Here is a 25,564-nt window from a genome sequence, read left to right as displayed (position 1 = left end):
CAGCATGCACCTCACTGAATCGACCTCGAAGCGTCTGCTGGCGAAGTTCGGGATCGTCTCGGCCGTGGGCGGGAGCGCGGCGTCACCGGACGAGGCCGTCGCTCTGCTCGACGAGCTCGGCGGCGACGCGTTCATCAAGTCCGAGGTCCCCGTCTCGGGGCGCGGCAAGCTCGGACTTGTCCATCGTGTCAACTCGCGGGAGGACTGCGCGCGCATCTCGGGCCAACTGCTCGACCAGGTCGTCTCCGGATACCACACACGCACACTGCGTGTCGAGGCGCCGGTCGAACGGGTTGACCGCGAGGTGTACGTCGCGGTCTCGATCGACGGGGCGCTCGGCGTTCCGGTGCTGCTCGTCAACCCGTCGGGCGGAGCGGATATCGAGTCGGCCGTGGACCGTGCCGCGACCCTCCTGAACAAGCCCCTCGTCGCCGGGCAGACGCCCCAGCTCAGCGAGATCCTCGGCTGGCTCGACCGCGAGGAACTCGGGCAGGGATGGGCGGGAGTCGCCCGCGCCGTGCAGGGCGCCATCACCATGTTCTTCCAGCTCGAGGCCCTCCTGGTGGAGATCAATCCGTTGATCGTGTCCGGGTCCGGGGTGATCGCCGCCGACTGCAAGGTCGAGCTCGACAACAACGCCACGTTCCGCCGGCTGATCGAGTTCCACGACGACGACTGCGACGACGATCTCCCGCGGGGACTCGTCGAGCTCGACGGCTCCATCGCCCTGCTCGGGCTCGGAGCGGGCATCACCCTGACGACGATGGACGCCCTTGCCGCAGAAGGCCTGGCGGCCGCGAATTACTGCGAACTCGCGGGAGGGAGCTCCGCGGACGTCGTCGCGACCATGGTGTCGAGCGTGGGCTCATGGGCGATCGGCCGTGGCGGAGTGTCCGCGCTGGTCGTCGTCGGCTCGCTCGTCGCCACCCCGCTGCAGGGCGTTGTGGAAGGTCTCCAGCGGGCTCTCGCGTCGACCCCGGCCCTGGCCTCGCTTCCGATCTTGGTGCACATGCACGCCTCTGGCGCGGCCGCCCGGCCGCTGGATGAGGCCGGTGCGGCAGCGTTGCTCCGCGGCACGTCCGTTTCCTGGGCAGAGAGCATCCCCGCGGTCGTTGCTCTCGCCCGCAACCTCACGAACGGGGGTCGCCAGTGATGTGGCCCGACATCACCAGCGTCATCGTGCAAGGGATCACCGGCTCCTACGCCAGGTCGCAGCTATCGATGATGCAGGCAACAGGCACGCCGGTCGTGGCTGGGGTCACCCCCGGACGCGGCGGATCGCAGGTCCTCGGGATCCCCGTCTTCGACACGGTCGCAGACGCCGGGATGACCCCCGGCACCTTCGCCAGCATCGCGTTCCTGCCGCCTCGAGCGGTCCGTGACGGGGTCACCGAGGCGATCGCCGCGGGCGCGGCGCTTGTGGTCATCCCCACCGAGGGAGTCCCGGTGCACGACACCCTGGCGCTGCGCCACGCCGCCGAGGTCGCAGGGACCCGTTTGGTGGGACCGAACTCGGCGGGCGTCCTGCTCCGCCCTGGACTGCTGCTCGGTGGCGTGGCGTACGGGTACACGACGCCGGGCGACATCGTGGTCCTTTCGAGGAGCGGGAGCCTCTCCCACGAGGTCGTTGCGTCCCTGACCGCTGCGGGGCTGGGCCAGCGGACGATCGCCCACGTCGGCGGTGACCCCGTCGTGGGGACTCGCATGCGGCAGGTACTGGCCTCGATCTCGCCTCGTGACGAGATCCGGGGTGTCGTGATCGTCGGCGAGATCGGCGGATCGCTCGAAGACGAGTGCGCCGACCAGATGGAGCGTCTCGGGGTCCCGTTCGTGGTCTACATCGCCGGGCAGACCGCGCCACCCGGCAAGCGGATGGGCCACGCCGGTGCCCTGATTCGTCACGGGGGCGACTCCGCCGCGGCCAAGTGCGAGCGACTCGCCGCCGAAGGCGCGTTGATCGCGTCGGCACCGTGGGAGGTGGGCCCGTTGATGGCCGGGGCTCTGGCGGAGCGTGACCGGGAGCCTGTGATGACCCTGAACCTCGAGGAGCAGCGATGACCAAGCCAACCGTGAGCATCGGCCAGTTCGCCGCGTTCTACGGGGATCGTGGACAGGAGGCGATGCAGGCCCACCTGGATGTGGGAGTCGACTTCCTCGTCGGGGACTACCTCGCCGAGCTGACCATGCTCGTTCTCAGCAAGACCCAGCAGCGTAGCGGCGTCGGCTACGCCGCCGGCTTCGTGGACGACCTTGCCCCGCTACTGCGGCAGATCAGCGGGTCGGGCACCAAGGTGGTGACCAACGCGGGCGGACACGACCCCGAGGCTTGCGCGCGTGCGGTCCGGGAGAAGTGCGCCGAGCTCGGCGTGCCCCTCACCGTCGCCTGGGTCCACGGTGACGACGTCCGACCGCAGGTCCAGCACGCGCTGAGCGACGGTGCCGCCTTGGTCAACATGGACTCGGGCGTCCCCTACTCGGGTGGACCGGACTCCATCGTGACCGCCAACGCCTACCTGGGCATCTGGCCCATCGTCGAGGCCCTGTCCGCCGGGGCGGACATCGTCATCTGCCCCCGCGTGACCGACGCGGCGCTGGCGATGGCGCCGGCGGCGTACTGGCACGGGTGGAAGCGCGACGACTGGGACCGACTGGCGACGGCACTGGTCGTCGGTCACGTCATCGAGTGCGGCTCCCAGGCCACGGGAGGCAACTTCTCCGGCTTCCTGCGGGACGGCACGACCGGGACGCCCGGAATGCCTCGGGCCGAGGTGTCGGCTGACGGCTCCGCCGTCGTGCGCAGCAGCGGCGGAACCCGCGGCGGCGTCACCGTGGCCACGGTCACCGAGCAGCTCATCTATGAGGTCAAGGGTCGTCTCTACTACAACCCGGACGTCGTCGCCGACCTTGGGACCGTCCGCCTGGAGCAGCTCGACGACGGGGTGCGGGTGGCTGACGTCCGTGGGCACGCACCGACCGACCAGCTCAAGGTGTCCCTGTCGGGATTCGGCGGATTTCGCAACTCCGTGTCCATCGGGCTCACCGGTCAGGACATCGGACAGAAGGCCGAGTGGATCACCAACCAAGTCGCAGAGATCGTCGGCGGTTTCGACAGTTTCGACGCCCACGACATCTCGCTGGTGGGTCCAGCCGTGCCCGGTGATCCCGGGACCATGACCGAGGGGATGGCAGTGCTCATCATCTCGGTCCGTGACGAGGACCGCTCGAAGGTCGGCCGAAGACTCTTCTCCGACCGCATCGCCCCGCTCATCACCGCGAGCGTGCCCGGATTCTTCATGGTCGCGCCACCGCAACGCGAACAAGGGGTCGCGGTGCAGTGGCCTTGTCTCATCGCGAAGTCAGCGGTCCGGCAGTCGTTCGCCGTCGGGGACGGTGCGCTCAACGCCGTCCCGTGGGGCCCGTGCACCGCGGCCGACGAGCTGGACGAGCTGGCCGCCGCGTTGGTCCGCTCGGCAGCACCCGCTGTCGTTCCGGAGCCGGGTGACGAGATCGCCGTTCCCCTTGCAGAAGTCGTCGGGACCCGATCCGGGGACAAGGCAGGGATGTCCAACCTGGGGGTCTACGCGTTCTCGGACGAAGGCTGGACGTGGCTCCGTCACTGGTTGACGGTGGAGAGAATCCAGCAGCTCCTTCCCGAGACCCGGTACCTCAAGGTGGAGCGGGTCGAGTTCGCCAACCTGCGCGCGCTCAACTTCCTGATCCACGACTTCCTGGACGCCGGCGTGTCCTCGTGCTTGCGGATCGACGCGCAGGGAAAGGCCGTGGGCGAGTATCTGCGCAGCAAGGTGGTACCCGTCCCGGTCGCGCTCGTCGGGGGAGGGGCTCTCGATGTCTGACGACGTGATCGTGTACACCGCCGCGGGCGGTGTCGCCGAGATAACCATCAACCGTCCGGAAAAGCGCAATGCGCTGAACGCCGAGGCGCGTTCAGGACTCTTCGCCGCCTTCCGTCGGGCGGAGGAGGACGAGCGGTGTCGCGTCATCATCCTCACCGGCGCCGGGGACAAGGCGTTCTGTGCGGGCATGGACCTCAAGGAGATGTCCGAGCTGGGGCTGCGGACCCTTCCCCCGGACTTCTTCCCCGTCCCGGGCAAGAACATTGAGCTCTCCAAGCCCACCATCGCCGCGGTGAACGGCATCGCGACCGCCGGCGGGTTCTGGCTCGCCCAGCAGTGCGACCTGTGTGTCGCCGCCGAGCACGCGACCTTCGGCATCGCCGAGGCGAAGTGGGGTCGTGGCGCCCCGTGGTCGGTGCCGCTCGCGGCGATGCTGCCGCGCAGGGTGATGCTCGAGATGCTGCTGACCGGGGAACCGTTGACCGCCCAGCGCATGTACGCGCTGGGGTTCGTCAACGACGTCGCGCCCGCACGGAACGTCCTGGAGCGGGCCCGGGAGATCGCCACGCGCATCGCCGCCAATGCCCCCCTCACGGTCGCCGGGCACAGGCGCATCGCCTACCTGACCGACGAGCTGACAGTCCGGCAGGCGGAGGAACGTGCGGACGAGATCTTCGAACCCATCTACGCAAGTGCCGACGCACAAGAAGGCCCCCGAGCATTCAGCGAGGGACGTCGGCCCACTTGGTCTGGCGTCTAGAGGAGCAGGAACGATGAAGATCATCCAGAGACGAGCCTCGAACCCCGAGCGACGCGCGCACATGGAGGAGATCCGCGAAGGACTCGCCCCGCTGCTCAAGAGGTTCCCCGACAGCTACTGGCGTGACCACGACGAACGCCACGTCTTCCCCCACGAGTTCGTGGCGGCGATGACGGAGAGCGGCTGGGCGAACGTGACGATCCCGGAGGAGTACGGGGGCGGTGGCCAGGGCATCGCCGTCGCGGCCGTCGTCATGGAGGCGGTGGGCGCCTCCGGTGCCGCCATGAACGGCTGTACCGCCATTCACGGCAACATCTTCGGCTTCGAACCCATCATCCGGTACGGTTCGCCCGAGCTGAAGGAGAAGTACCTGCGACAGGCCGCGGCCGGATCCCTGCAGATGGCCTTCGGCGTCACCGAGCCGGACGCCGGGACGGACACGACGCGCATCTCCACGCGCGCGGTCAAGGTCGACGGCGGGTACGAGGTGCGCGGCCAGAAGGTGTGGATGTCGAAGGCGACGGACAGCCAGAAGGTGCTGCTCCTAGCTCGCACCACTCCTCGGGAGGAGTGCGAGAAGCCGTCGCTCGGCATGTCGCTGTTCGTCGCTGACCTGGACAGCCCGAACGTCACGCGGTCCGCGATCCCGAAGGCCGGTCGCAACGCCGTCGCCTCCTGCGAGGTCACCTTCGACGGCCTCTTCGTCGATGAGGCGGACCTCGTGGGCGTCGAGGGCCACGGATTCTACCACCTACTGACCGGCCTCAACGCGGAACGGGTGCTCCTGGCCGCCGGTGCGCTCGGTATCGGGTTCCGGGCGCTCGAACGGGCGCGGACGTATGCGCTCGAACGGGTCGTCTTCGAGCGCCCCATCGGCATGAACCAGGGCGTGGCGTTTCCCCTCGCTGACTCCTACGCGCGGCTCGCCGCGGCGGCAGCCATCACCGACCTCGCGGCCGACCTGTACGACGCCGGCGAGGACTGCGGCGTCGAGGCGGCGATGGCCAAGTATCTGGCCGCGGACGCGGGGTATCAGTCCGCGGACCGGGCGGTGCAGACCCATGGCGGCTTCGGGTACGCGAAGGAGTACGACGTCGAGCGCTACTGGCGAGAGGCCCGCGTTCACCGGCTTGCGCCGCTGTCCCAGGAGTTCGCCCTGAACCACATGGCTACCCGGGCCCTCGGCCTGCCCCGCTCGTTCTGACTGAAAGGATCGACCGTGCCCGCCACTGAACCGATGACCGCCGGCTGGCCGAAGCACCAGATGCCGCCCGCGGGGGCCAGGAACGTCGTGGTCGTGTTGCTCGACGACGTGGGGTTCGCGCACCTCGGCTGCTACGGGTCCGACATCAGTACGCCGAACATGGATGCGCTCGCCGCGCGCGGGGTGAAGTACCGCAACTTCCACACCACCGCGCTCTGCTCCCCGACGCGCGCGTCGCTGCTCACCGGCCGCAGCCCGCACTCGGTCGGCGTCGGGATGGTCGCGGGTTACGCGAACGGGTACCCGGGCTACGTCGGCGAGATCTCGCGCTCGGCGGGTACCGTCGCGGAGATCCTGCGAGGTGTCGGGTACTCGACCATCGCGGCCGGCAAGTGGCACCTCACCCCGCTGTCGGACATCTCCCCCTCGGGCCCGTACACCCAGTGGCCGCTCGGACGTGGGTTCGACCAGTACTACGGCTTCCTCGGCGCCTCGACGGACCAGTACACGCCCGATCTGGTCCGCGGGAGCTCGTTCGTCGAGCCTCCGGCGCGCGAGGGCTACCACCTGACCGAGGACCTGATCGACAACGTCATCCAGATGATCAGTAGCTGTCGTGCCTCGGATCCTCAGCGGCCGGTGTTCACCTACCTCGCGTTGGGGGCGGCGCACTCGCCACTCCAAGCGCCGGCGGAGTACATCGAGAGGTACCGCGGCCAGTTCGACGACGGCTGGGACGCCGCCCGGGAGAGGGTGTACCGCCGACAGCTCGAGTTGGGCGTGATTCCGGAGGGCACCGAGCTGGCGCCACGCAATCCCGACGTCCGACCCTGGGACGAGATCCCGGCCGACGAGAAACGTCTCTACGCCCGGATGCAGGAGGTGTTCGCGGGGTTCCTGGAGCACACGGACGACCAGCTCGGGAGGCTCTTCGACTACATCGAGGCGGCGGGGATGAGTGAGGACACGGTCGTCTTCCTCATGTCGGACAACGGCGCGAGCGCTGAAGGCGGCGCCAGTGGCAGGAGCGAGATGCTCTGGGTGGAGGACGTCGCGTTCGACCCGCTGGTGCTCCTGCCCCACATCGACGAGTTGGGCGGCCCGGCCCATCACACCCACTACCCGACCGGGTGGGCGATGGTCGGCAACACTCCGCTGAAGCTCTACAAGCGTCACACCTATGGTGGCGGGATCCGTGGTCCCCTGATCGTGGCCGGAGCGATCCCTGAAGGTGCTGGAGGGTGGCGATCGCAGTACCACCACGTCAGCGACATCCTGCCCACCATCCTCGAACTGTGCGGCGTCAAGGCACCCGACAGCATCGCCGGCGTCGCGCAGATCCCCATCGAGGGCACCAGCCTCGCGTACAGCTTGGGGGACCCGTCGGCGGCGGACCAGAAGCCGTACCAGCATTACGAGATGCACGGGAACCGCGCGATCTGGCGCGACGGGATGAAGGCGGTCGCCATGCACCGGCCGGGCACTCCCTTCGATCAGGACCGCTGGGAGCTCTACGACACTCGCACGGACTTCTCCGAGGTCCACAACCTCACCGACGACGGCAACGACGACGCTCGAACCCAACTGGACGCACTCGTGAGCCGCTGGTGGGAGGTCGCCCGGGAGCATCAGGTGCTGCCGCTCGACGACAGGATCCAAGGCCGTCGACTCCAGGACCTGTATCGTCGACGCCTCGGCTACCCGCGACGTGTGCGGCTCTCGCGAGGCGCTCGGATCCCCGCGATGATGGCACCCGGGTCTCCGGGACTGCCCGCGCGCGTCGAGGCCGAGGTTCAGGACGTGGGGCCGTCGACGGAGGGTGTCGTTGTCGCCCTCGGTGGTCGCTTCGGTGGCTACACGCTCTTCGTGCAGGACGGTAGGCTCCGCTTCGAGTGCGGCTACTACCTGCAGCCGCGCTTCCAGGTGCAGAGCACGGACCTACTCCCGGAGCGCTGTCACTCGCTGGGCTTCGTCTGCGAGAAGGAGGACAACGGGCTCCGGTTGCACCTCACCGTCAACGGAGCGCCAGCGTCGTCGGGCCTGTCGTTCCGTCCGGTGCCCGTCGTGCACAACGGTGTCGAGCCCTTCGAGATCGGTCGGGACGGCCTCTCACCGGTCAGCCCGGACTATGCCAGCCCGTTCGAGTTCACTGGCACGATCCGCGCCGTCGACGTGGAGGTCGCCGATGACTGGCCCGACGACTTGGTCACGGATCTCGACCTCGAGGCCGTCCTCACCTTCGAGTGAGGTCCGGGCGGCGCCGCTACTGATAGGCGGCAACTCTTGACCCGAACGGCTATGACCGTATTCTGTATACAGGATACCGGAAGGACGCTCATGAACTCGATGCCGCACGACGGCGTGCGAGGGGAGAAGTTTCTTCGCCCTGTCGCACCAGCATCACTCGGCCAACTCGCAGCGGAGAACCTGATCTCCGCCATCGTGCGAGGAGAGCTCAAGCCCGGGGAGCACCTGTCTGAGGTGGCCCTGGGGGAGAAGCTCGGCGTGAGCCGGACGCCGCTGCGAGAAGCGCTCAACCAGCTCGTTGTCGACAGGCTCCTGGTTCGGGAACCGAACCGGGGCGTGCGCGTCACGGAGCTTGACGCGGACCAGGTGGACCAGTTCTACGACTGTCGCGTGCTGCTCGAGACCAGGGTGATCGCCCTGGCGGCCCCGGTGGTGCGTGACGAGGGCCTCACCGTCATGCGCCGGCTGCTGGACACGATGCGCGAAATCGAGCAGAACCCGCCGGCGGTGGACGCACGGTGGGACTGGCTCGATCTGGTCGAGAAGTTCCACGACGCGTACCGGGTCGACTGCCCGAACCAGGAGATGGTGGCTCTGGTGCGCGGGATGAACCACCGGGCGCTGCGGTACCGGGCCATCACGGTCGCCCGCCCGGGCCGGATGGTCTACTCGATCAACCAGCACCAGCGCATCCTCAGGGCGCTCGAGCAGCGCAACCCGCAGGAGGCGGAGTCCGAGCTTCGGACCCTCCTGGAGTCGTCGAAGGCGGTGCTCCGCCAACACCTCAGCCGGCAGGCCGACCACGCGGCCTCGGGCGAGGCAGCGTCGCTCGTAGCGAAGGGAGCGTCGGCATGACCGCGTCCCCCCTCCCGGTCGGTGGCCGGATCCGCGTCGACAACGTGTCCCACGCCTTCACCACGGCCGGAGGCGAGGCGCCGACCGTCGCCCTGGAGAATGTCAGCCTCGAGATCGGGGTGGGCGAGTTCGTTGCGCTGGTGGGTCCCAGCGGGTGCGGGAAGACGACCCTTCTCAACGCGATCGCCGGTCTGCTCAAGCCGCTGTCGGGTGAAGTGTCCATCAACGGCGACATCGTGCGGGCCCCCAGCCGGCACACGGGCTACATCTTCGCCCGCGACGCGCTGATGCCCTGGCGGACGGCCCGGGAGAACGCAGAGATCGGCCTCGAACTTCGGGGCGTGGGCCGCGCTCAGCGGCGTGAGCGGGCCACCGCGACGCTGGAGAGTGTAGGACTGGCCAAGTACGCGCACGCATACCCGCGTCAGCTTTCGCAGGGAATGCGCCAGCGCGTCGCGCTCGCTCGCACCCTGGCGACCGATCCGGACACGATGCTCCTCGACGAACCGTTCGCGGCTCTGGATGCCCAGACGCGGATCCGGGTGCAGGCGGAGTTCGCACGGGTGCTCGAAGGCTCCGGCAAGACGGTGGTGCTCGTCACCCACGACCTGGCCGAGGCGGTCCTGCTCGCCGACCGTGTCGTGGTACTGGCGCCGAGCCCCGGACGAATCGTTTGCGAGGTCACCGTCGACCTCCCTAGACCTCGGGACGTCGAGACCCTTCGCTTCGATCCTCGCTACCAGCAGCTCCACGAGGAGCTCTGGCTGGCCCTCAAGGAGGCCGGTCATGACCACGACTGAGGACCGTCCGATCGAGGCGACCATGTCCGTGGTCGACCGCCTCTCCGCGGACGAAGACCGCAAGCGCCGCGCCCGGAGAACCCGGACGATCGCGATATGGGTCACGCGCGTGCTCACGCTCGTGATCTCCCTTGGAGCGTGGGAGGCGGCTTCAAGAACGGAGCGCATCGATCCTCTGTTCTTCTCGAGCCCGAGCCAAGTGGTGAACTTCCTCGTCGCCTCGGTCCCGAGCGAGGTCTTCTGGGTCAACGTCGGGGTCACCCTCCGGGAGACCCTTCTCGGCCTGGTCATCGGCTCGCTCGGGGGCGTACTGGTCGGCCTGCTGTTCGCGGAGTTCTCGTTCCTCCGTGACACCTACACACCGTTCATGACGCTGTTCAACTCCCTGCCCCGAGTCGCGCTAGCGCCGATGTTCATCATCTGGTTCGGCATCGGAGAGACGTCCAAGGTCGTCCTTGCCGTGAGTCTCGTCTTCTTCATCGTCATGGTGAACGCGGAATCCGGAGCCCGCTCCGCCGACATCGAGCACCTCAGCGCCGTCCGGTCCATGGGGGCAACCCGTCTTCAGGTGTTCACCAAGGTGATGTGGCCGGCCGCCCTCCCGAGCATCCTCAGTTCGATGCGCTTGGCCGTGGTGTACGCCCTGCTGGGAGCGGTGGTGGGTGAGATGTTGGCAGCCCAACGAGGCATCGGCCAGCAGATCCAGTACAACGCGACCACCTTCAACACCGCCGGCGTGCTCGGACTGCTCCTCACTCTTGCCTCGATCGCGCTGATCCTCAACGCCATAGTCCTTCTCATCGAACGTCGCATGCTCGGCTGGCGCGTCTAGTACGCCTTCCCGACCGATTCCCTTTCAGGCCGCGCGACCCCCTTGGGGCGCGACCGGCTCACCCCCGCATGTTCAGCTCCAGGAAGGACCAATCATGACCGACATCCCTAGGCGCGGTCTGGGGCGCCTCCTCACCATCGGCCTCACGGCGGTCTGCCTCGCTCTCAGTGGCTGCGGTTCGGCCGGTGACTCCGGTGGAGGCTCTCGCGAGTCGCTCCGTGTCGGCAGCTTCTTCGGCAACATGGTCGACCTCCCGGCCATGGTCGCCGACAAGATGGGCTACTTCGCCGATGAGGGTCTCGACGTCACGTTCACTGACTTCGCCTCGGCACCCGACGGCATGGCTGCGGTGCTGGGCGGAAGCATTGACGTGGCACCCAACAACACGCTCACCCAGCTTGTCGCCGCGAAGAAGGCGACGGGGAGCAACAAACTGAGTCAGGTCTGGCCAATCCAGATGATTGGCAACTGGCAGTTGGTCGGGCGGGACATCGACGCGTCCCAGGACCTCAAGTCCAAGCTCGCTTCGCTCAAGGGCAGGACGATCGGCGTTCCGGCAATCGGCAGCAACGGGCAGGCGGCCGCCGAGATGATGCTCGAGTACGCAGGTCTGAACCCGGGCAAGGACGTCACCTTCCTCGCAGTGGGCCTAGGGCCGCAGGCGCTCTCGGCGTTCTCCAGCAAGCGGATCGACGCCGTCATGGGTACGCAGCCCATCACCTCCCTGTTCACCGACCAGGGCGCGCAGATCATCTACGACATCGGCTCCCAAACCGAGATCCCCGGCCTCTCGCCGTTCCACATGTCCAGCTACACGACGACCTTGAAGCGCGCCGACGAGAAGGCAAGCGCGCTCGAGAAGATGAGCCGCGCACTGGACAGGGCCCTCGAGTACATCCGGGACCCCAAGAACGAGGACAGCGTCGCCGACATCTGGAGCGCCAAGCTCTCGACGGTCTCCAAGGCGGGCCTCAAGCAGGTCGTCAAGGTCTACGGGCGGACGCTTACCGGACGGTTCGATTGCCAGGCGTTGGCCAACCAGGCCAACCTCGGCGTGAAGGTCGGCCAGCTCACGGCGGCGGACGTCCCCGACTGCCAGGCCATGGTGTGGCCCGGGGCAAAGTCGTACATCGCCAAGTAAGCCCGACCCACGCTCTGACACCGAGGTCCCGACCCCCTCGGGCCTCGGTGCCCCCTCTGGAGGAGCACCTTGAACCTGATCGACGTCAAATACCGCGACCTGCCGATGCTGCCGAGCGGGCTGAGGACTGCCTGGACCGCTGACACGCCGCTCGACGACCTGGGCACGGTCCGACGTATCACGAGCGAAACCGTCCGGGCGGCAGCGGCACAAGACGTCCAGTACGGCGAGCGGGTCTGCCTCTCGTTGCCGATGAACGAGCCGCACCCGCCGTACTTCGGACGCAAGCCGTTCGAGCATGTCATCTTCGACTTCAACGAACTGGTGCAGGACGACTACGTGAACGGCTTCTTCCTGCAGGCATCCTCGCAGTGGGACGGGCTGCGGCATCGCAAGGACCCCGATGTCGGCTTTTACGGTGGCGTCAGCGACGCCGAGGCCGGGCCGGGGGGCTCCCGGCTCGGGGTGGAGCACTGGGCGACCGAGGGCATTATCGGACGAGGGGTACTCGTCGACGTGGCCCACGGGCAGTCGCCGAGTTTCGGGACCGAGGCAAGAGCCATCGGGGTCGAGGATCTGAGGCGCACCATGCGGCGCCAAGACGTGCGACTCCAGCGCGGCGACATCCTGCTGGTGCGGACGGGGTACCTACAGGCGCTTGCTGACGCCGACGACGAGACGAGGGCGCGGATCCGCGATGACGGGTCGTTCACCGGTCTGGTCCCGGACGAGGAGATGGCCGAGTTCCTCTGGGACGAGGGTGTCGCCGCGGTCGCAGCCGACAACCCCGGGGTCGAGGTGTTTCCGCGTGACCCGAACCGCCCGACGCTCCACGCGCGGCTGCTGCCGTTGCTGGGTTTCGCGATGGGTGAGCTGTTCGCGCTCGACGAACTCGCTGCCGCCTGCGCTCGACGCGCGAAGTACAGCTTCATGTTCGTCTCGGTGCCGTTGCACATCAGGGGCGCTGTGGGTTCACCGTCGAATGCCGTCGCGATCCTCTGACATCGTCCAGTGGGAGGTACAGTGCCGAAGGTCTTGGTCGCCGGAGCAACGGGGCTCATCGGACGCCAGTGCATCGCCGACTTCCTCGCGCAGGGCTGGGATGTGGTCGGGATCTCACGACGCGTTCCCGACCTGTCACCGGACCCGTCGCTCAGCCTCTATTCCGTGGACCTCACCGATCGCGCGTCTGTGCAGACCGTCGCCGAGGAACTCGGCACGAGCGACAGGATCGTCTACGCCTCGGTGCTGGAACTCGACGGTCTCGTCGCCGGGTGGCGCGACCAACAGCAGATCCAGACCAACGGAACCATGTTCCGCAACCTTCTCTCGGCGATCCCCGCCGACAACAGGATCGAGCACATCGCCCTGCTGCAGGGGACCAAGGCGTACGGCGCCCACCGACACGACATCCCGATTCCGGCGCGAGAGCGAGCACCTCGAGACGATCACGAGAACTTCTACTTTCTCCAGGAGGACATGGTCCGGGACTATGCGGACCGGACGGGTGTCGCGTGGTCGGTGCTTCGTCCGCAGTGTGTTTGGGGCGAGGGGTCAGGCGTGTCCCTGAGCATCGTCCCCATCCTCGGCGCCTATGCGGCTCTGTGCAGGGAGCGGAAGGAGCCGTTCACCTTCCCCGGCGGGCCAAGCGTGATCTGGGAGGCGACGGACACGAGGATCCTCGCTCACGCCATCCGGTGGTCCGGAGACGCCCCCGCGGCCAGGAACGAGATCTTCAACGTGACCAACGGAGACGTGTTCGAGTGGCGGAGCCTCTGGCCCGTCATCGCAGACTCCTTCGGTGTCGAGGTCGGTGAAGACAACCCGAGGAGCATGGCCGAGTTCTTCGCCGAGAACGGCGACGTCTGGGCGCGACTCGCCGCCCGGCACGAGCTCCGCCAGCATGACCTGGCGGCCATCGTGGGCAAGTCATCGCAGTTCGCTGATTGGGCGTTCGCGTACGGGTGGGAAAAGGCTCGACACCGGATTCTGAGCACCACGAAGATTCGCGCCGCCGGCTTCGACGACTTCATCGACAGCGAGGACAGCTTCCGGTATTGGGCGTCCTCCTTGATCCGTGACCGCTGGGTGCCCGCCCCGAAGTACGAGTGATGAACGGAGTCACAGCATGGGCATGACGGAGCAAGGCCTGGAGGAGCGGGTCGAGCTGCTCTTGGCGCGGGAGAGCATCCGGTTGCTCAACTACGAGTACGCCGATGCCATCGACGCCGGCGACTTCGACCGGTTCTCCGCGCTCTTCGAACACGGCACCTGGCGCGGCCTCCACGGCAGCGATGCCATCCGCAAGTGGCTCGACGAGATCGTCATCGTGTATCCGGACGGCTCGCCTCGGACCCTCCACCTTGTGAGCAACCTCAGCGTCGACATCAGCGGTTCCGAGGCCAGGGGACGAGCGGTCATCACCGTCCTCCAGCACCATCCCGACCATGGCAACGTGGAGGTCATCACGGTCAACGACTACCAGGATCTCTACGTGAAGGACGCCGGCGGATGGCGGTTCGACGTCCGTCGAATATCTCGACGCCTCGACGTCGACACGTCCCGCCACATGCGCCAGCCACGGGACGAGTAGAAAGCACCTTGCGGATACGCACGGATAGCGCGGCTCCGCCGCTGCCCGATTCGTTCGATCGCCGGGGCGACTCCATGATCATGGGAAAGATGCGGCTGCCCCGGCAGCCAGATCTTTCCCATGATCGTGAGGTCGAGCGGGATGACGGCGGATTGCGCCGGCCGGCACGTCTCGGCGGCGACGCCCCGCGCCTGAATTATTGGCCCAGGGCTGTTGGCTTCGTGGCTTGCAACGATCAACGATCGGCGGCGCAGCGGAAGCCGAGGTTGCCGCTCGCAGACTCGGGCGAGTTGCTGGTCCTGGCGGCGACCCTGTACCGGTTGCAGTAGGAGTCATGGCACAAGTAGCTCCCGCCGCGCATGACCCGCGCCGAACCCGACGCCGGGCCGCGCGGGTTGTCCGTGCTCGTGGCGGGATGCTCGACCCCCCACCAGTCGGCGCACCACTCCCACACGTTGCCGGCAACGTTGTGCAGGCCGTACCCGTTGGGCGGGAAGCTGTGCGCCGGCGCCGTACCGCGCCAACCGTCTTCGGCGGTGTTCCTCGCCGGGAACCGCCCCTGCCAGATATTGCACCGGTGCTCTCCTCCGGGGTGCAGTTCGTCCCCCCATGCGTACCGCGCCCCGTCAAGCCCGCCGCGTGCGGCGTACTCCCACTCGGCCTCGGTGGGCAGGCGTAGGCCCGCCCACGCGCAGAAGGCCAGCGCGTCGTCGTGGTCCACGTGGACGACCGGGTGGTCCCAACGCTCGTCCAGAGAGCTGCCCGGCCCTTCCGGCACCCGCCACGACGCCCCGTCCACCCGGCACCACCAGGGCGCCGCCGCGGGTCGCTGGGCACCGCGGCGCAGCGCCGCGGGAAGGAAAGCCGCGAAGACGAACGACCAGCCGAACCGCTCGGCCCCGGTGCGGTGACCCGTGGCGTCGACGAAGGCCGCGAACTGCCGGTTCGTGACCGTGGTGCGCGCGATCGCGAACGGTCGCAGCAGCACCTCACGAACCGGCCCCTCCCCGTCTCCCACGTTCGCGTCAGGGTCCTGCGAACCCATCCGGAACGTGCCACCCGGCAGTTCGACCAGATCGACCGCGGCGGCGTCCGAGACCCCGGCCCCGACAGTCCCGGCTCCGCCCGCCTTGGGTCCGGGGCCGTGCGAACCACCATCAAGGACCAACGGGACCGCCCTCCCGGCGGACGCCCGCTCCGGCCCGCAGCACGCGCTACTCACCAACTGCTCCCGATTCCCGAATCACGTCTTGCCCTGCCGACCTGCCGGTTCGGCCACCGGCTGTCACGCGGACGTCGAACGGCAAACCGCTCGACTCGTCCCGGCAGATCTCCTTGAGCCGACTGTAGAGCGCGGCCATCACGTCCGGGCGTTCGGACCGGAGGTCGATGACGGATCCGCGCAACCGGTGTCACATCACCGGCTGCGGAGTGTTCGATCTGCGAGGTGGGCGTGAGCGCAGCGGTGCGGCGGGCTGTGTCAGATGTCGATGCCCTGCTCGATCTGACGTAGGTGGTGGCGGGCGAGGGCGAGGTTGGCCCGGGCCTTGGTAAGGACGAGGTAGAGGAAGAGGCCGCGGCCGGAACGTCCGGTGAGCGGTCTGATGAGGTGGTACTGATCACTGAGCGTGACCAGGATGTCATCGATCGTCTCGTTCAGCCCGAGCATTTCCATCGTGCGCAGCTTGGCGCGGATCACGTCGGAGTTGCCGGCGGCGGCGATGGTCAGGTCGAGGTCCTTGGCCCCGCCGGCGATGCCCAGGGCCATTCCGCTGTTGTAGTCGACGAGGGCGGCGCCGAGCGCGCCGTCGATCTGCATCGCGTCCTTCAACGCGACGTCCATGTCCGGCATTTGCGATGTCCTCCAGTTCTCACAGGTGCTGCGATGTGACGACGGCCTTGTGCCCGGATGCGACGGCGCCGACCGAAGCCGGCGAGCCGCCCCGCGGCGGTCGTGTCAGGGATGGTGCGGTCGTATCCGGTGTCGCTCGGGTTCGGTTGGTGCGACGGTGCGTTGCGGAGCGAAGCGTTGCGTATACCGCGGGACAGGAGTCGCACACGATGTCCGACATGGTGTGCCGGATGCATAAGACGCTGTTACTGTTCGTAAGCGTCGACTTGACGACTTCTTCAAGTGGACAAGTTGTCAAGTGGCTGCTGCGTCGACCCGCGAAAGCCGCGCTCGACGGCCGGTTCCTGCTAGCCTGCGAGCCAGGACCGGGGCGGAGATGGTGGCAACATGTCGGTACCGCTGTATCAGGCGAAGGCGGAGATGTTTCGCACGCTCGGCCATCCGGCACGCATCCGGGTCCTGGAACTGTTGCAGCACGGGCCGCGACCGGTCCGCGATCTCCTGGCCGAGATCGAGATCGAGGCGTCCAACCTCTCACAGCAACTGGCGGTCCTGCGCCGCGCCGGGATCGTCACGTCCTACCGCGACGGCCCGCTGGTGATGTACTCGCTGAGCACCCCCGACATCGCGGACCTGCTCGCCGTCGGCCGCAGGATCCTGGGACAGATGCTTACCGACCGTGACGAACTCCTCGTCGAGCTCCGGGCCCGCAACGAGTAACGTCGACCCCCGGGCGACCGCCGACGCGCTCGCCGCAGCCGGTCGTACGCTGCGCCGGGTCCGGGCACTCGATCAGGACGGAGTACGGGTCCGGGGCATCGTCGTCGCGCTGGTCAGCGTGCGGCGCCCCGGCCGGCGTGCCCGCTGGGGCGGGTCGACGGCGGGCCGCCCGGGCACATCGTGCTGTTCAGCGGTGCCCGGTCCGGAACAGGGGACGGACGGCCCTACGGTGACGGTTCCTTCGGCACGCGCGCGATCGCCCGGGTGAGCAGATCATCGGATTCGATGGACGTACGCCACAAGCATCGGACCTGCTGAAGAAGGAGAGACCGTCATGAGAGCAGCCGTCGTCACCGGTTTCGACCGGCCGTTGCAGATCGAGGCGCTCCCGATCCCGACGCCCGCGCCGGACCAGCTTCTCGTCCGGATCAAGGCGTCCGGGCTGTGCCACACCGACATCCACGCCGCGCGAGGCGACTGGCCGGTGAAGCCCACACCACCGTTCATCCCCGGCCACGAGGGCGTCGGCGTGGTGGAGGCGGTCGGCGACGGCGTCACCGCCGACTGGTTGGGCAAGCGGGTGGCGATTCCCTGGCTGGCGGCGGCGTGCGGGCGTTGCCGGTACTGCCTGACAGGCTGGGAGACGCTGTGCGAGCGGCAGCTCAACAGCGGATACTCGGTCAACGGCGCGTACGCCGAGTATGCGGCCGCCTACGAGCGCGGCGTGGTCGAGGTGCCGGACGGGGTGTCCTCACTGGACGCCGCGCCGCTGACGTGCGCCGGTGTCACGACGTACAAGGCGATCAAGGTCGCGCGCCTGCGTCCCGCCGAGCGGGTCGCCGTGTTCGGCGTCGGCGGGCTCGGACACCTCGCGGTGCAATACGCGCGGATCGTCGGCGGTCTCGTCACCGCCGTCGACGTCGAGCCGGCCAAGCTGGAACTGGCCCGGCAACTCGGCGCGGACCACCTGGTCAACGCGCGCACCGCAGACCCTGTCGCCGAGATCCAGGCGGTCGGCGGCGCGGACGTCGCCATCGTGCTGGCCGCCACCGAGAAGCCGTTCGAGCAGGCGCTGCGGTCGCTGGCCCGCGGTGGCCGCCTCGTCTGCGTGGGCCTGCCCGCCGGCGGCAGCAGCATCCCGGTTCCCATCTTCGACACCGTGCTCGGCGGCAAGTCGGTCATCGGTTCGATCGTCGGCACCCGGCAGGACCTCGCCGAGGTGTTCGCGTTGCACGCGGCCGGCCGGACCCGGGTGATCTCGCAGACCCGCAAGCTCGACGAGGTCAACGCCTGCTTCGACGATGTCCTGGCCGGCCGGGTGCCGGCACGCCTGGTGTTCGAGTTCTGAGCGCCGACCTGTGCCGAGGTGGCCGCAACGCATCCGAGCCTTCCGGTCGGCACCGCCCGGCCGGAAGGCTCGGCGCTGCCCGGCCGGAAGGTTCGGCACCGCCGCGGACACCCGCCCCGCACGAGCCGGGTCGGCCGATCCGCGTTCCCGTCCTGCTTCGCGGACGTACATCCGGCGGCAAACGCCGCGTTGCTGCCGGTCTCCGGGAGCAGACGCCTACCGGGGTGAGCCGGCCGCGAGAGGCGGCAGCGCCGATGGCCGGACGGGGCTGTCAGTGACGAACAGCGGCCGGTACACGGCGTAGGTGAGTCCGGCGAAGGCGAGGGTGAGGGTGGCGAACCCGGCGGCGAAGCCGGCCGAGGCGTCCGGGTCGTGGCGGGCGATCATGGCAACAGCCATGCCGGTCACAGCGGCGCCGAGCAGTGTGTAGGCGCCGACAATGGCGTACATCGGCGGACGCGCCCACGCGGCGCCGCGCAGCAGCCCGACGCCCGTCGCCAGCGCCGCCGGCGCGACCAGGCCGAGGTCCATGAGCTTGACCAGCCAGAAGGCGGTCGGGCTGGACAGGTACTCGGCGCGGTGCGGGCTGTCGCGCAACGCGTCGGCGAGGGTGGGCAGGTGCTGCCCGGCCAACAGCAGCAACACGCCGACCAGCGTCGCCGCGGTGATCCGCCGCAGCCGCGGGCCCGGCTCCGGTAGCGCGGTGTGGTTGACGGCGCGCCAGGCGGTGACCGTGGCGATGCCGCCGAGCAGGAACGCGCTGTACAGCAGCGGGAAGAAGCGTTCGTTGTTTCCGGGTAGCCGCCCGTACTCCTCGCCGGCGATAAGCTGGGCGTAGGTGTAGGTGGCGAACACGGCGGGCGCGAGGGCAAGTGCCGGTGCGGCTCGGTGCCCGCGCAGCGCGAGCGCCCCGACAGCGAAGCAAGCGGGTGCCACCAGCAGCAGCGCCGCCGCGTCACCGCCGGTGATCTGGTTGAGCCCGGACGCCGACGTGCGGTAGTGGATGACTTCCGTGACGAACGGGCCGAGCACCGCGGCCGTGGCGATCACCAGGCCCAGCGCGATCAGCTCCAGCCCGAGCACCCGTGTGCTGCGCATGGGTCCCTCCCTGTTCCTGACAGCGGCGCCGCGACCGATCGTCCTACAGCCGACACTGCGCCGCCGGTGGCATCCCGTCGAGGGCCGATGTGCCCGCACCACATGGGACCGGCGACCCGACCCTGCGATGCGCACCCGCGCGTCCGGGCGGGCGGCGAACTGTCGGGATCGCCGTCGAGGCGGCTCGCAAAGCTCTACATCGGCTGGCACTCGACCTCGCCGGGCCATCTGTCCCGCCTGTGGCCCGATCCGCCGGCAGTGCGCAGCAGTGCGTCTCGGCCGGCTCTGCCCAACGTGCCCGCACCGGCGCCGGTCGAGCCGAAGCCGGCGTCACCGGCGCGCTTCCCGAGGTTCGGCGGCGGAAGGGCGAATCCGCTGCGGTAGTGGTCTGATCCCGGTCAACCGGCGCGGTACGGCACCGATAGGGGCAGGGCCGTGTCATCGGCGGCCCGGGCCTGGCCGAGACCCTCGAAGGGGAGCGTGAGGACCACTTCGAAGCCGCCCTCCTTGCGGTGTCCCGCCGACAGCGACCCACCGTAGACGCGGGCCCGCTCACGCATGCCGGACAGGCCATGGCCCCGGCCCGGCCGCGGTAGGTTCGTCCGGGCCGGTGGCCGGCGGCCGTTGTCCGTGATCCTCACGACGACGCCGTCGTCGCGGTAGATCAGGGCCACGGTGGCGCGGGCCGGTCCCGCGTGGGTGAGGATGTTGGTCAGCCCTTCCTGGATCACCCGGTAGACGCAGAGGTCGACCCCGGGCGCGAGCGGTCTGCGCTCGCCGGTGACGACCACTTCGACCGGTAGGCCCGCCGTGCGTACCCGGTCGACCAGCGCGTCGAGGCGGTCCAGCCCGGGCGCGGGGTCGTTGACCGCGCGGGCGTCCTGAGGCTCCGTACCCGCCGTGTCGTCGAAGTCGGCGGGGTCGACCCGGAGCAGGGTGAGCATGCGCCGCATCTCCGCCAACGCCTCGCGGCTGGTGTCGGCGACGGTGGCCAGCGCGGAGTTCGCGGTGCTCGGGTCCGAGGTCAGCACGTACTTGGCGAGGCCGGCCTGGATGGAGATCACCGACATGTGGTGGGCGATGATGTCGTGGAGCTCGCGAGCGATCCGCACCCGCTCCTCGACAACGGCCTGCCGTGCCCGTTCGCGTTGCTCGGCGTGCAGCCGGGAGGTCAGTGCGGCGAGCAGTGCGTTGCGTTCGGCCAGCCGCCGGTTGGTGACCCCCACCGCGACGGCGGTGGGCGGTATCAGCAGCGTCTGCGCCGCCGACAACAACAGCGGCAGGCCGGCCGCTATGCCGCTGTACAGCATCGCGGAGCCGTTCACCGCCCAGCAGACCAGCACCGTGTCGCTCGTGCGGCTCGCGGCCACGAAGAACAAGGCGAGCATCGGGCTCCACCAGTTCAGCGACGGTTGGTAGCCGGCGACGACGTACGCGACGAAGGTGGCGTTGGTCGCCAGCAGTACGAGCACAGGGAAGCGGCGGCGGGCGGCGAGCGGAAGGCTCACGAGGCAGGTCAGGATGTAGGCGGGCGCGTCGAATCGGGGCCACCCGGCGGGTGTGTACTGGTTACCCGCTATGCAGCTCGCGCCCGCGAGCGCCACCGCGATGAGTGCGTCGACGACGACCGCGTTGACCCGGGCGAACCACCTCGTTGATCCTGACCGCATCGGCGCAGCGTAGCGCGCTCGACGTTTCCGCACAGTCGCCGCGCATCGATGTACTTGCGCAATCGATGGATGGTGAAACGCTATGATGGTTGATCAAGGACGCGCTACGGTGAGCTGACCGGAGGCTGCTGATGACGAGAGTGTTGATCGTCGACGACCAGGCGCTCGTCCGGGCGGGACTCGCCGCGCTCATCAACGCCGCCCCGGACCTCGAGGTGGTCGGTCAGGCCTGCGACGGACTCGAGGCGGTCGCACTGGCCGCGTCCACCAGACCCGACGTCCTGCTGATGGATATCCGGATGCCGGTCCTGGACGGCGTCATGGCCACCGAGCGGATCCTGCACGAAGCGGGCGGCAATCCGTGCGCGATCCTCATTCTGACCACCTTCGACCTCGACGAGTACGTCTACGCGGCGCTGTGTGCCGGAGCGAGTGGCTTCCTGCTCAAGGAGAGCCCGCCGGAGCGGCTGCTCGCCGCCATCCACACCGTCGCCGCCGGCGAGATGCTGTTCGCGGCGTCCGTCACCCGGCGGTTGGTGGAGGCGTACGCGCAGCAATCAAAGGCACACGTCGACATTCCGGCCGATCTGAGCGCACTCACCGCACGGGAGGCGGAGGTCCTGCGGCTGGTGGCCAGAGGGATGACCAACGGTGAGATCGCCGAACACCTGACCGTGAGTGAGGCGACGGTGAAGACCCACCTCAACCGGAGCATGGCCAAGCTCAACCTCTCCAGCCGGGCCCAGGCGGTGGTCGTCGCCTACGAGACCGGGCTGGTGACCCCGCAGCGCAGCGCCCCGGCCGGCGGCCCGTCCCGGCCGTAGAGGGCCGGTGGGGCCGGTAGCCGCCCGGAGCTCCGAGCCGGTGGTGCGGCGCGGCACCCAACCGCCGTCCTCCGGCGGTTCGGTGGCAAGGTCAGTCGTCGCGAGGCGGACCAGGTGTGGCACGAGGGCATGGACCCGTTCGATGCTGCGGTGGTGCGTCGTTGCGGTTGCGCGTCCTCCGGAAAACCGTTCCCAACCGGTGGTCGCGCTCGCGTTCACCGGTGTCTACTATGGGCCAGCACATCAGGAAACGCCTATACCACAAGGGTTTGACGGCACTGGTCGGCATACTGCGACGGTTTTACCCGGCAGGTAATACCACGACGGGAGGTGTGTCAGTGGGGGTGGTGATCGTCCTTCGCCCGCCTGGTCGGGCCGCGCCGTCGTTGCCCACCGGGGAGCTGGTTCTCGGTCCGCCACCCGAGCCGCCGATCCCGTCCTGTCGCGGTTGGCTGCGGGTCCTGACCGTCCTTCCGATGGCTGCCGGTGCCGCCGCGACGGGCCTGATGCTTGGTGTGGGTGTCCAGTTGGCCGGGACACCGCCGGTCGAATGAGCCCGAGCCAGAGCGCGGCTCATGCGGCTCGACGGCGAGCATGCCATCGCCACCTACGCGACCGCCCCGACCGGAGGCGGAATCTGCTGAGCGGCACCGTCGACCTTGGCCGCTCACAAATGTCCACTACGGACGATGGAGGAACTGTGTACTACCAGCACCACGTCTTCTGGAGGTTGTCATGAGTCGATTGCGCGGCAGGGGATGGCGGTTCGCGCTGATTGGCGTGGTCGTCGTGGCGGTCGCGGCAGTGGGAATGGCCACGGCCACCGCCGAAGGGCCGGCGGCGGCGGGCGTGGCGCGAGCGCCGGCGGCGGCCGAAACACCGGTGTCCGCCGCCGTTGACACATACGTGGTACAGGAGCAGCCGACCGCGGCGTTCGGCACCGCCGCCAAGCTGGCCGCCTCGTCCTGGTCCACCCCGTGGCACTCACAGATATTCCTGCGGTTCGCCCTGCCCGCACCGCCGGCCGGTCAGCGGGTGGCGGGTGCGCGGCTCGACCTGACCTTCCAGAGGCTCACCCAGCAGCCCGCGGCGGTCGAGCTGCGGGCGGTGACGGACACCGCGTGGGCCGAGTCGATCACCTACGCCACCCGGCCGGCGATCGGCGCACTGCTCGCCACCGCGTCCGTACCGGCGCAGGGCACCACGAAGCTGAGCTTCGACGTCACCGCCACGGTCGCGGCCGCGACCGGTTCCCTCTCCTTCGCTCTCGCCAACCCGACCGCCGAGTCCGCGGCGGTGTTCCACTCGCGCGAGCAAGGCGCCGACGGGCCGCGGATCGCCGTCACCTACGCGCCGGTCGCGCCAGCCACCCGATGTGGCACCTCGTTCGCCCGTGAGGGGAGCGAGACCTGGACTCAGGGACTGGCCCGGGAGGAGGGGCTGTTCGGCAAGATGGGGGCGGTCCGGTTCTTCCACGGTGGCCTGCCGCCCGCCTGGCCCGGCCCGCTCGACACCGGTGATCGTACGCTCGTCGTGTCCTTCAAGGGCAACGCGCGCGACCACGCGGCCGGAGTGCACGATGCGTTCATGCGGCAGTGGTTCGCGTCGGCGCCACGTGACCGGGACATCTACTGGGTCTACTACCATGAGCCGGAGGACAACATCCGCGGCGGTGAGTTCACCGCCGCCGAGTACCGGTCCGCCTGGCAGCGGCTGGCCGGGCTCGCCGCCGCGGCCGGCAACCCGCGGTTGCACGCCACCCAGGTGCTGATGGAGTGGACGGTGAACCCGGACTCCGGGCGCAACTGGCGGGACTACTACCCTGGTGACGGAGTGCTCGACGTGCTCGCCTGGGACGTGTACAACTACGATCCCACCGCCGCGAAGGGCGTCTACCTCGCGCCGGCGACGTTGGTGGATCGCGCCGTGGCCGCCAACGCGGCGGTCGGGTTGCCGTTCGGCGTCGCCGAGATGGGCAGCCATGTCGCGGCCGGCGACGACGGCACCGGCCGCGCGGCGTGGGTCCGCGCGATGAATGCCTATCTGGAACAGCGCGGGTCGCTGTGGAATCTCTGGTTCGACCTCAACTGGTCAACCGGTGACTACCGCTTGCGCGATGCAGGCGGGGTCGCGGCGTGGCGCGACTTCTGCGCGTGACCCTCTGATGCGTCCGCGGGCCGCCGCGTGAGTCTACTATGGACTCCGCGGCGACCCGCGTGGTGCCGCACTCTCCCCGCTCACCGGCCGCCGGACCGTCCCGCGGGGCAGCGAGCATCCCGCCGCCGTGCTGCTGTGACCGGCCTACCTCGGCTTGCGGGAAGTGCTCGCTGCGCGTGGCGTCAGCGCCATTCGACGAAGACGGCGGTGTCGCCCAGGGTGGAGAATTCGCCGGTGCGTTCCACCTTCTTCGGCGTGGCGCCCGGCTTGGTTGCGGTGATCCAGTATTCGCGTTCGGTCCCGGACGCGCTGAGGAAGACGACCTGCCCGCCGTCGGGGGAGATCACCATGCCGATGTTGCTTCGGTTGGTGTCGGGGAGGATGGGTTGCCGCTCCTTGCCCTTCGGACCGTCGACGGTGACCACTGCCAGGTTGTCGTCGCTGCCGATCGAGCACAGCAGGGTGTTGTCGTCGATCCAGCCCACGGCCCCCGCACAGCCGTTGTCCGCGACCTTCGGGGTGGTCTCCGTGAGCGCCGCGGTGCCGGCCGGGACCGCGAAGACGTCGTCGTTGTTGTTGCCCGGTGTCCAGCCGCTGTAGCGCTTGCCGTCGGGTGAGACCACGACGTTGTACGCGGTCAGCGCGCGGACCGGGTCGCCGACCAGGAACAGCGGAAGGTCGGGCACCTTGCCGGCACCTCGGTCCGTGAGCTTGTGGTCCGCGCCCGTCGATCGGCTGCCGACCTTCCACGCGCCGTCGGCGCGGTAGATGAACCAGACGTCCGCTCCGTCCGAACTGAGGACCGCGCGCTGCTCCCTGGGTATGGATCCGAAGCCGGTGTCGGTCGCGGTGAGGTCGGTGAGCTTGCCGCCGCGATCGATGTAGCCGACGTGGCTGGCACCGCTGTTCTCGTTCCGGATGACCACGGCCATTTTTGTGAAGTCGCGGTCGAACAGTGATCGGACCAGCCGCACCGATGCCGCGTCGCCCTCACCGTCTCGGGTGCTCCTGCTCAGCGGGCCTCGGGGGTCGTGGGTGCACAGTGCGAGCAGACCCGAGCGGACCTCCGATCCGGCGTCGGCCTGCTCCTCGGTGGCGACGACATCGGCCGGGACCGGGAACTCGGCTTTCGCCTCGTGCTTCCAGGTCTTCGGGTCCCAGCCGTCCACCTCTACCAGCCAGCCGCCGTTCGCGCCGGTCGAGCAGACGGCTGTGACCAGCAGATTCCGGTCCCGGAACTCGGCACCCGGGCCGTTGGCGGCCGTTGATCCGCTGCCCGGGCCGTCGTCCGACGAGCCGCAGGCCGTCAGGGCGCTCATCAGCAGCGACGTGCTCAGGACCGCGAGGATCCGCTGGTAAGTCGGCATATGCCACCCATCCTCTGTTATAGATAGTTATGACGGTTGATTTAGTGAGAAGACCGACATTCTGTCCATGACGGCCAACATCGCGGGGAACCGCGAGCCGGGCGCGGTCACCGAGGAACACCTTCGATCGGCCGGGGATTGCCTGACGTCGTCGTGCGGAACGGCACCGCTCCACGGCGGCACCCTGAATCCCGGTCCTCGGCCGGAGCGGGGGTTCACGGTGGCGCTAGTCTTGCCAGCGC

22 protein-coding genes are annotated in these 25,564 nt (G+C 68.9%); 17 read left to right on the top strand and 5 right to left on the bottom strand.

The window, feature by feature from the left end:
- Positions 1 to 4 precede the first annotated feature (4 nt).
- From Drose_RS25275 to Drose_RS25215, 13 genes are all read left to right on the top strand, one after another.
- Positions 5 to 1,153, top strand: coding sequence for an ATP-grasp domain-containing protein (locus tag Drose_RS25275; RefSeq protein WP_260723803.1), 1,149 nt, complete (start codon positions 5 to 7; stop codon positions 1,151 to 1,153).
- Positions 1,153 to 2,058 carry a succinate--CoA ligase subunit alpha gene (locus Drose_RS25270; protein WP_260723802.1) on the top strand — a complete coding sequence of 302 codons (906 nt, stop codon included), beginning with the start codon at positions 1,153 to 1,155 and terminating at the stop codon, positions 2,056 to 2,058. Before Drose_RS25275 ends, Drose_RS25270 begins: the two co-directional genes overlap by 1 nt.
- On the top strand, positions 2,055 to 3,854 hold the full coding sequence (locus tag Drose_RS25265) for an acyclic terpene utilization AtuA family protein (RefSeq protein ID WP_260723801.1): 1,800 nt from the start codon (positions 2,055 to 2,057) through the stop codon (positions 3,852 to 3,854). Before Drose_RS25270 ends, Drose_RS25265 begins: the two co-directional genes overlap by 4 nt.
- Positions 3,855 to 3,864: 10 nt before the next feature.
- Entirely contained in the window at positions 3,865 to 4,614 is a 750-nt protein-coding gene (locus Drose_RS25260; RefSeq protein ID WP_260723800.1) for an enoyl-CoA hydratase/isomerase family protein, read from the top strand.
- Between the two features lie 13 nt (positions 4,615 to 4,627).
- On the top strand, positions 4,628 to 5,818 hold the full coding sequence (locus Drose_RS25255; protein WP_260723799.1) for an acyl-CoA dehydrogenase family protein: 1,191 nt from the start codon (positions 4,628 to 4,630) through the stop codon (positions 5,816 to 5,818).
- A 15-nt stretch (positions 5,819 to 5,833) separates the two neighbouring features.
- Positions 5,834 to 8,065: an arylsulfatase gene (locus tag Drose_RS25250; protein ID WP_260723798.1), complete on the top strand. Its 2,232-nt coding sequence runs from the start codon at positions 5,834 to 5,836 to the stop codon at positions 8,063 to 8,065.
- Between the two features lie 90 nt (positions 8,066 to 8,155).
- On the top strand, positions 8,156 to 8,920 hold the full coding sequence (locus Drose_RS25245) for a GntR family transcriptional regulator (protein ID WP_260723797.1): 765 nt from the start codon (positions 8,156 to 8,158) through the stop codon (positions 8,918 to 8,920).
- Positions 8,917 to 9,720 (top strand): ABC transporter ATP-binding protein, encoded by an 804-nt coding sequence (locus Drose_RS25240; protein WP_260723796.1) that lies wholly within the window; start codon positions 8,917 to 8,919, stop codon positions 9,718 to 9,720. The genes Drose_RS25245 and Drose_RS25240 overlap by 4 nt, the downstream gene beginning before the upstream one ends.
- A gap of 22 nt (positions 9,721 to 9,742) precedes the next feature.
- Positions 9,743 to 10,552, top strand: a complete 810-nt coding sequence (locus Drose_RS25235; protein WP_260723795.1) for an ABC transporter permease — start codon at positions 9,743 to 9,745, stop codon at positions 10,550 to 10,552.
- Positions 10,553 to 10,646: 94 nt separating this feature from the next.
- Positions 10,647 to 11,693: an ABC transporter substrate-binding protein gene (locus Drose_RS25230; protein WP_260723794.1), complete on the top strand. Its 1,047-nt coding sequence runs from the start codon at positions 10,647 to 10,649 to the stop codon at positions 11,691 to 11,693.
- Between the two features lie 69 nt (positions 11,694 to 11,762).
- Positions 11,763 to 12,695 carry a cyclase family protein gene (locus Drose_RS25225; protein ID WP_260723793.1) on the top strand — a complete coding sequence of 311 codons (933 nt, stop codon included), beginning with the start codon at positions 11,763 to 11,765 and terminating at the stop codon, positions 12,693 to 12,695.
- Positions 12,696 to 12,716: 21 nt separating this feature from the next.
- A complete protein-coding gene (locus Drose_RS25220) occupies positions 12,717 to 13,805 on the top strand; it encodes an NAD-dependent epimerase/dehydratase family protein (RefSeq protein ID WP_260723792.1) in 1,089 nt (362 codons plus the stop codon).
- A 22-nt stretch (positions 13,806 to 13,827) separates the two neighbouring features.
- Positions 13,828 to 14,286 (top strand): nuclear transport factor 2 family protein, encoded by a 459-nt coding sequence (locus tag Drose_RS25215; protein WP_260723791.1) that lies wholly within the window; start codon positions 13,828 to 13,830, stop codon positions 14,284 to 14,286.
- Positions 14,287 to 14,521: 235 nt separating this feature from the next.
- Here Drose_RS25215 and Drose_RS25210 read toward each other — a convergent pair whose 3' ends face one another.
- Together Drose_RS25210 and Drose_RS25205 are read right to left on the bottom strand one after the other, a co-directional pair.
- A complete protein-coding gene (locus Drose_RS25210; protein ID WP_449245939.1) occupies positions 14,522 to 15,454 on the bottom strand; it encodes a formylglycine-generating enzyme family protein in 933 nt (310 codons plus the stop codon).
- A 312-nt stretch (positions 15,455 to 15,766) separates the two neighbouring features.
- Positions 15,767 to 16,138, bottom strand: coding sequence for a hypothetical protein (locus Drose_RS25205; RefSeq protein ID WP_260723789.1), 372 nt, complete (start codon positions 16,136 to 16,138; stop codon positions 15,767 to 15,769).
- A gap of 387 nt (positions 16,139 to 16,525) precedes the next feature.
- Here Drose_RS25205 and Drose_RS25200 point away from each other — a divergent pair, with 387 nt between their 5' ends.
- A complete protein-coding gene (locus tag Drose_RS25200) occupies positions 16,526 to 16,858 on the top strand; it encodes an ArsR/SmtB family transcription factor (RefSeq protein WP_260723788.1) in 333 nt (110 codons plus the stop codon).
- Between the two features lie 334 nt (positions 16,859 to 17,192).
- The gene (locus Drose_RS25195) at positions 17,193 to 18,206 is read left to right on the top strand and encodes a zinc-dependent alcohol dehydrogenase (RefSeq protein WP_260723787.1); all 1,014 of its coding nucleotides are present in this window, start codon (positions 17,193 to 17,195) and stop codon (positions 18,204 to 18,206) included.
- 216 nt (positions 18,207 to 18,422) lie between these two features.
- On the opposite strand, the gene Drose_RS25190 is transcribed toward Drose_RS25195, so the two are convergent.
- Together Drose_RS25190 and Drose_RS25185 are read right to left on the bottom strand one after the other, a co-directional pair.
- A complete protein-coding gene (locus Drose_RS25190; protein ID WP_260723786.1) occupies positions 18,423 to 19,304 on the bottom strand; it encodes a hypothetical protein in 882 nt (293 codons plus the stop codon).
- Positions 19,305 to 19,702: 398 nt separating this feature from the next.
- The gene (locus Drose_RS25185) at positions 19,703 to 20,974 is read right to left on the bottom strand and encodes a sensor histidine kinase (RefSeq protein WP_260723785.1); all 1,272 of its coding nucleotides are present in this window, start codon (positions 20,972 to 20,974) and stop codon (positions 19,703 to 19,705) included.
- A 131-nt stretch (positions 20,975 to 21,105) separates the two neighbouring features.
- On the opposite strand from Drose_RS25185, the gene Drose_RS25180 reads away from it, so the two are divergent.
- Together Drose_RS25180 and Drose_RS25175 are read left to right on the top strand one after the other, a co-directional pair.
- Positions 21,106 to 21,798, top strand: a complete 693-nt coding sequence (locus Drose_RS25180) for a response regulator (RefSeq protein ID WP_260723784.1) — start codon at positions 21,106 to 21,108, stop codon at positions 21,796 to 21,798.
- Between the two features lie 735 nt (positions 21,799 to 22,533).
- Complete coding sequence (locus tag Drose_RS25175; protein ID WP_260723783.1) at positions 22,534 to 23,955, top strand: CBM96 family carbohydrate-binding protein; 1,422 nt, start codon at positions 22,534 to 22,536, stop codon at positions 23,953 to 23,955.
- A 182-nt stretch (positions 23,956 to 24,137) separates the two neighbouring features.
- Here Drose_RS25175 and Drose_RS25170 read toward each other — a convergent pair whose 3' ends face one another.
- On the bottom strand, positions 24,138 to 25,322 hold the full coding sequence (locus Drose_RS25170) for a hypothetical protein (protein WP_260723782.1): 1,185 nt from the start codon (positions 25,320 to 25,322) through the stop codon (positions 24,138 to 24,140).
- Between the last annotated feature and the right edge of the window lie 242 nt (positions 25,323 to 25,564).

Origin of the sequence: Dactylosporangium roseum, assembly GCF_025264685.1 — a bacterium.
In the GTDB taxonomy this organism is placed as follows: domain Bacteria; phylum Actinomycetota; class Actinomycetes; order Mycobacteriales; family Micromonosporaceae; genus Dactylosporangium; species Dactylosporangium roseum.
The sequence above is the reverse complement of the archived record's forward strand: the minus strand, read 5'-3'. Positions and strand labels throughout refer to the sequence as shown.

Excerpts from the sequence above, each read along its gene's own strand:
- Drose_RS25235 (WP_260723795.1), top strand. The coding sequence starts at position 9,743 with ATGTCCGTGGTCGACCGCCTCTCCGCGGACGAAGACCGCAAGCGCCGC.
- Drose_RS25190 (WP_260723786.1), bottom strand. The coding sequence starts at position 19,304 with ATGCGCAGCACACGGGTGCTCGGGCTGGAGCTGATCGCGCTGGGCCTG.
- Drose_RS25175 (WP_260723783.1), top strand. The coding sequence starts at position 22,534 with ATGAGTCGATTGCGCGGCAGGGGATGGCGGTTCGCGCTGATTGGCGTG.
- Drose_RS25265 (WP_260723801.1), top strand. The coding sequence starts at position 2,055 with ATGACCAAGCCAACCGTGAGCATCGGCCAGTTCGCCGCGTTCTACGGG.
- Drose_RS25180 (WP_260723784.1), top strand. The coding sequence starts at position 21,106 with ATGACGAGAGTGTTGATCGTCGACGACCAGGCGCTCGTCCGGGCGGGA.
- Drose_RS25240 (WP_260723796.1), top strand. The coding sequence starts at position 8,917 with ATGACCGCGTCCCCCCTCCCGGTCGGTGGCCGGATCCGCGTCGACAAC.
- Drose_RS25200 (WP_260723788.1), top strand. The coding sequence starts at position 16,526 with ATGTCGGTACCGCTGTATCAGGCGAAGGCGGAGATGTTTCGCACGCTC.
- Drose_RS25270 (WP_260723802.1), top strand. The coding sequence starts at position 1,153 with ATGTGGCCCGACATCACCAGCGTCATCGTGCAAGGGATCACCGGCTCC.
- Drose_RS25170 (WP_260723782.1), bottom strand. The coding sequence starts at position 25,322 with ATGCCGACTTACCAGCGGATCCTCGCGGTCCTGAGCACGTCGCTGCTG.
- Drose_RS25230 (WP_260723794.1), top strand. The coding sequence starts at position 10,647 with ATGACCGACATCCCTAGGCGCGGTCTGGGGCGCCTCCTCACCATCGGC.
- Drose_RS25205 (WP_260723789.1), bottom strand. The coding sequence starts at position 16,138 with ATGCCGGACATGGACGTCGCGTTGAAGGACGCGATGCAGATCGACGGC.
- Drose_RS25195 (WP_260723787.1), top strand. The coding sequence starts at position 17,193 with ATGAGAGCAGCCGTCGTCACCGGTTTCGACCGGCCGTTGCAGATCGAG.
- Drose_RS25255 (WP_260723799.1), top strand. The coding sequence starts at position 4,628 with ATGAAGATCATCCAGAGACGAGCCTCGAACCCCGAGCGACGCGCGCAC.
- Drose_RS25215 (WP_260723791.1), top strand. The coding sequence starts at position 13,828 with ATGACGGAGCAAGGCCTGGAGGAGCGGGTCGAGCTGCTCTTGGCGCGG.
- Drose_RS25245 (WP_260723797.1), top strand. The coding sequence starts at position 8,156 with ATGAACTCGATGCCGCACGACGGCGTGCGAGGGGAGAAGTTTCTTCGC.
- Drose_RS25275 (WP_260723803.1), top strand. The coding sequence starts at position 5 with ATGCACCTCACTGAATCGACCTCGAAGCGTCTGCTGGCGAAGTTCGGG.
- Drose_RS25185 (WP_260723785.1), bottom strand. The coding sequence starts at position 20,974 with ATGCGGTCAGGATCAACGAGGTGGTTCGCCCGGGTCAACGCGGTCGTC.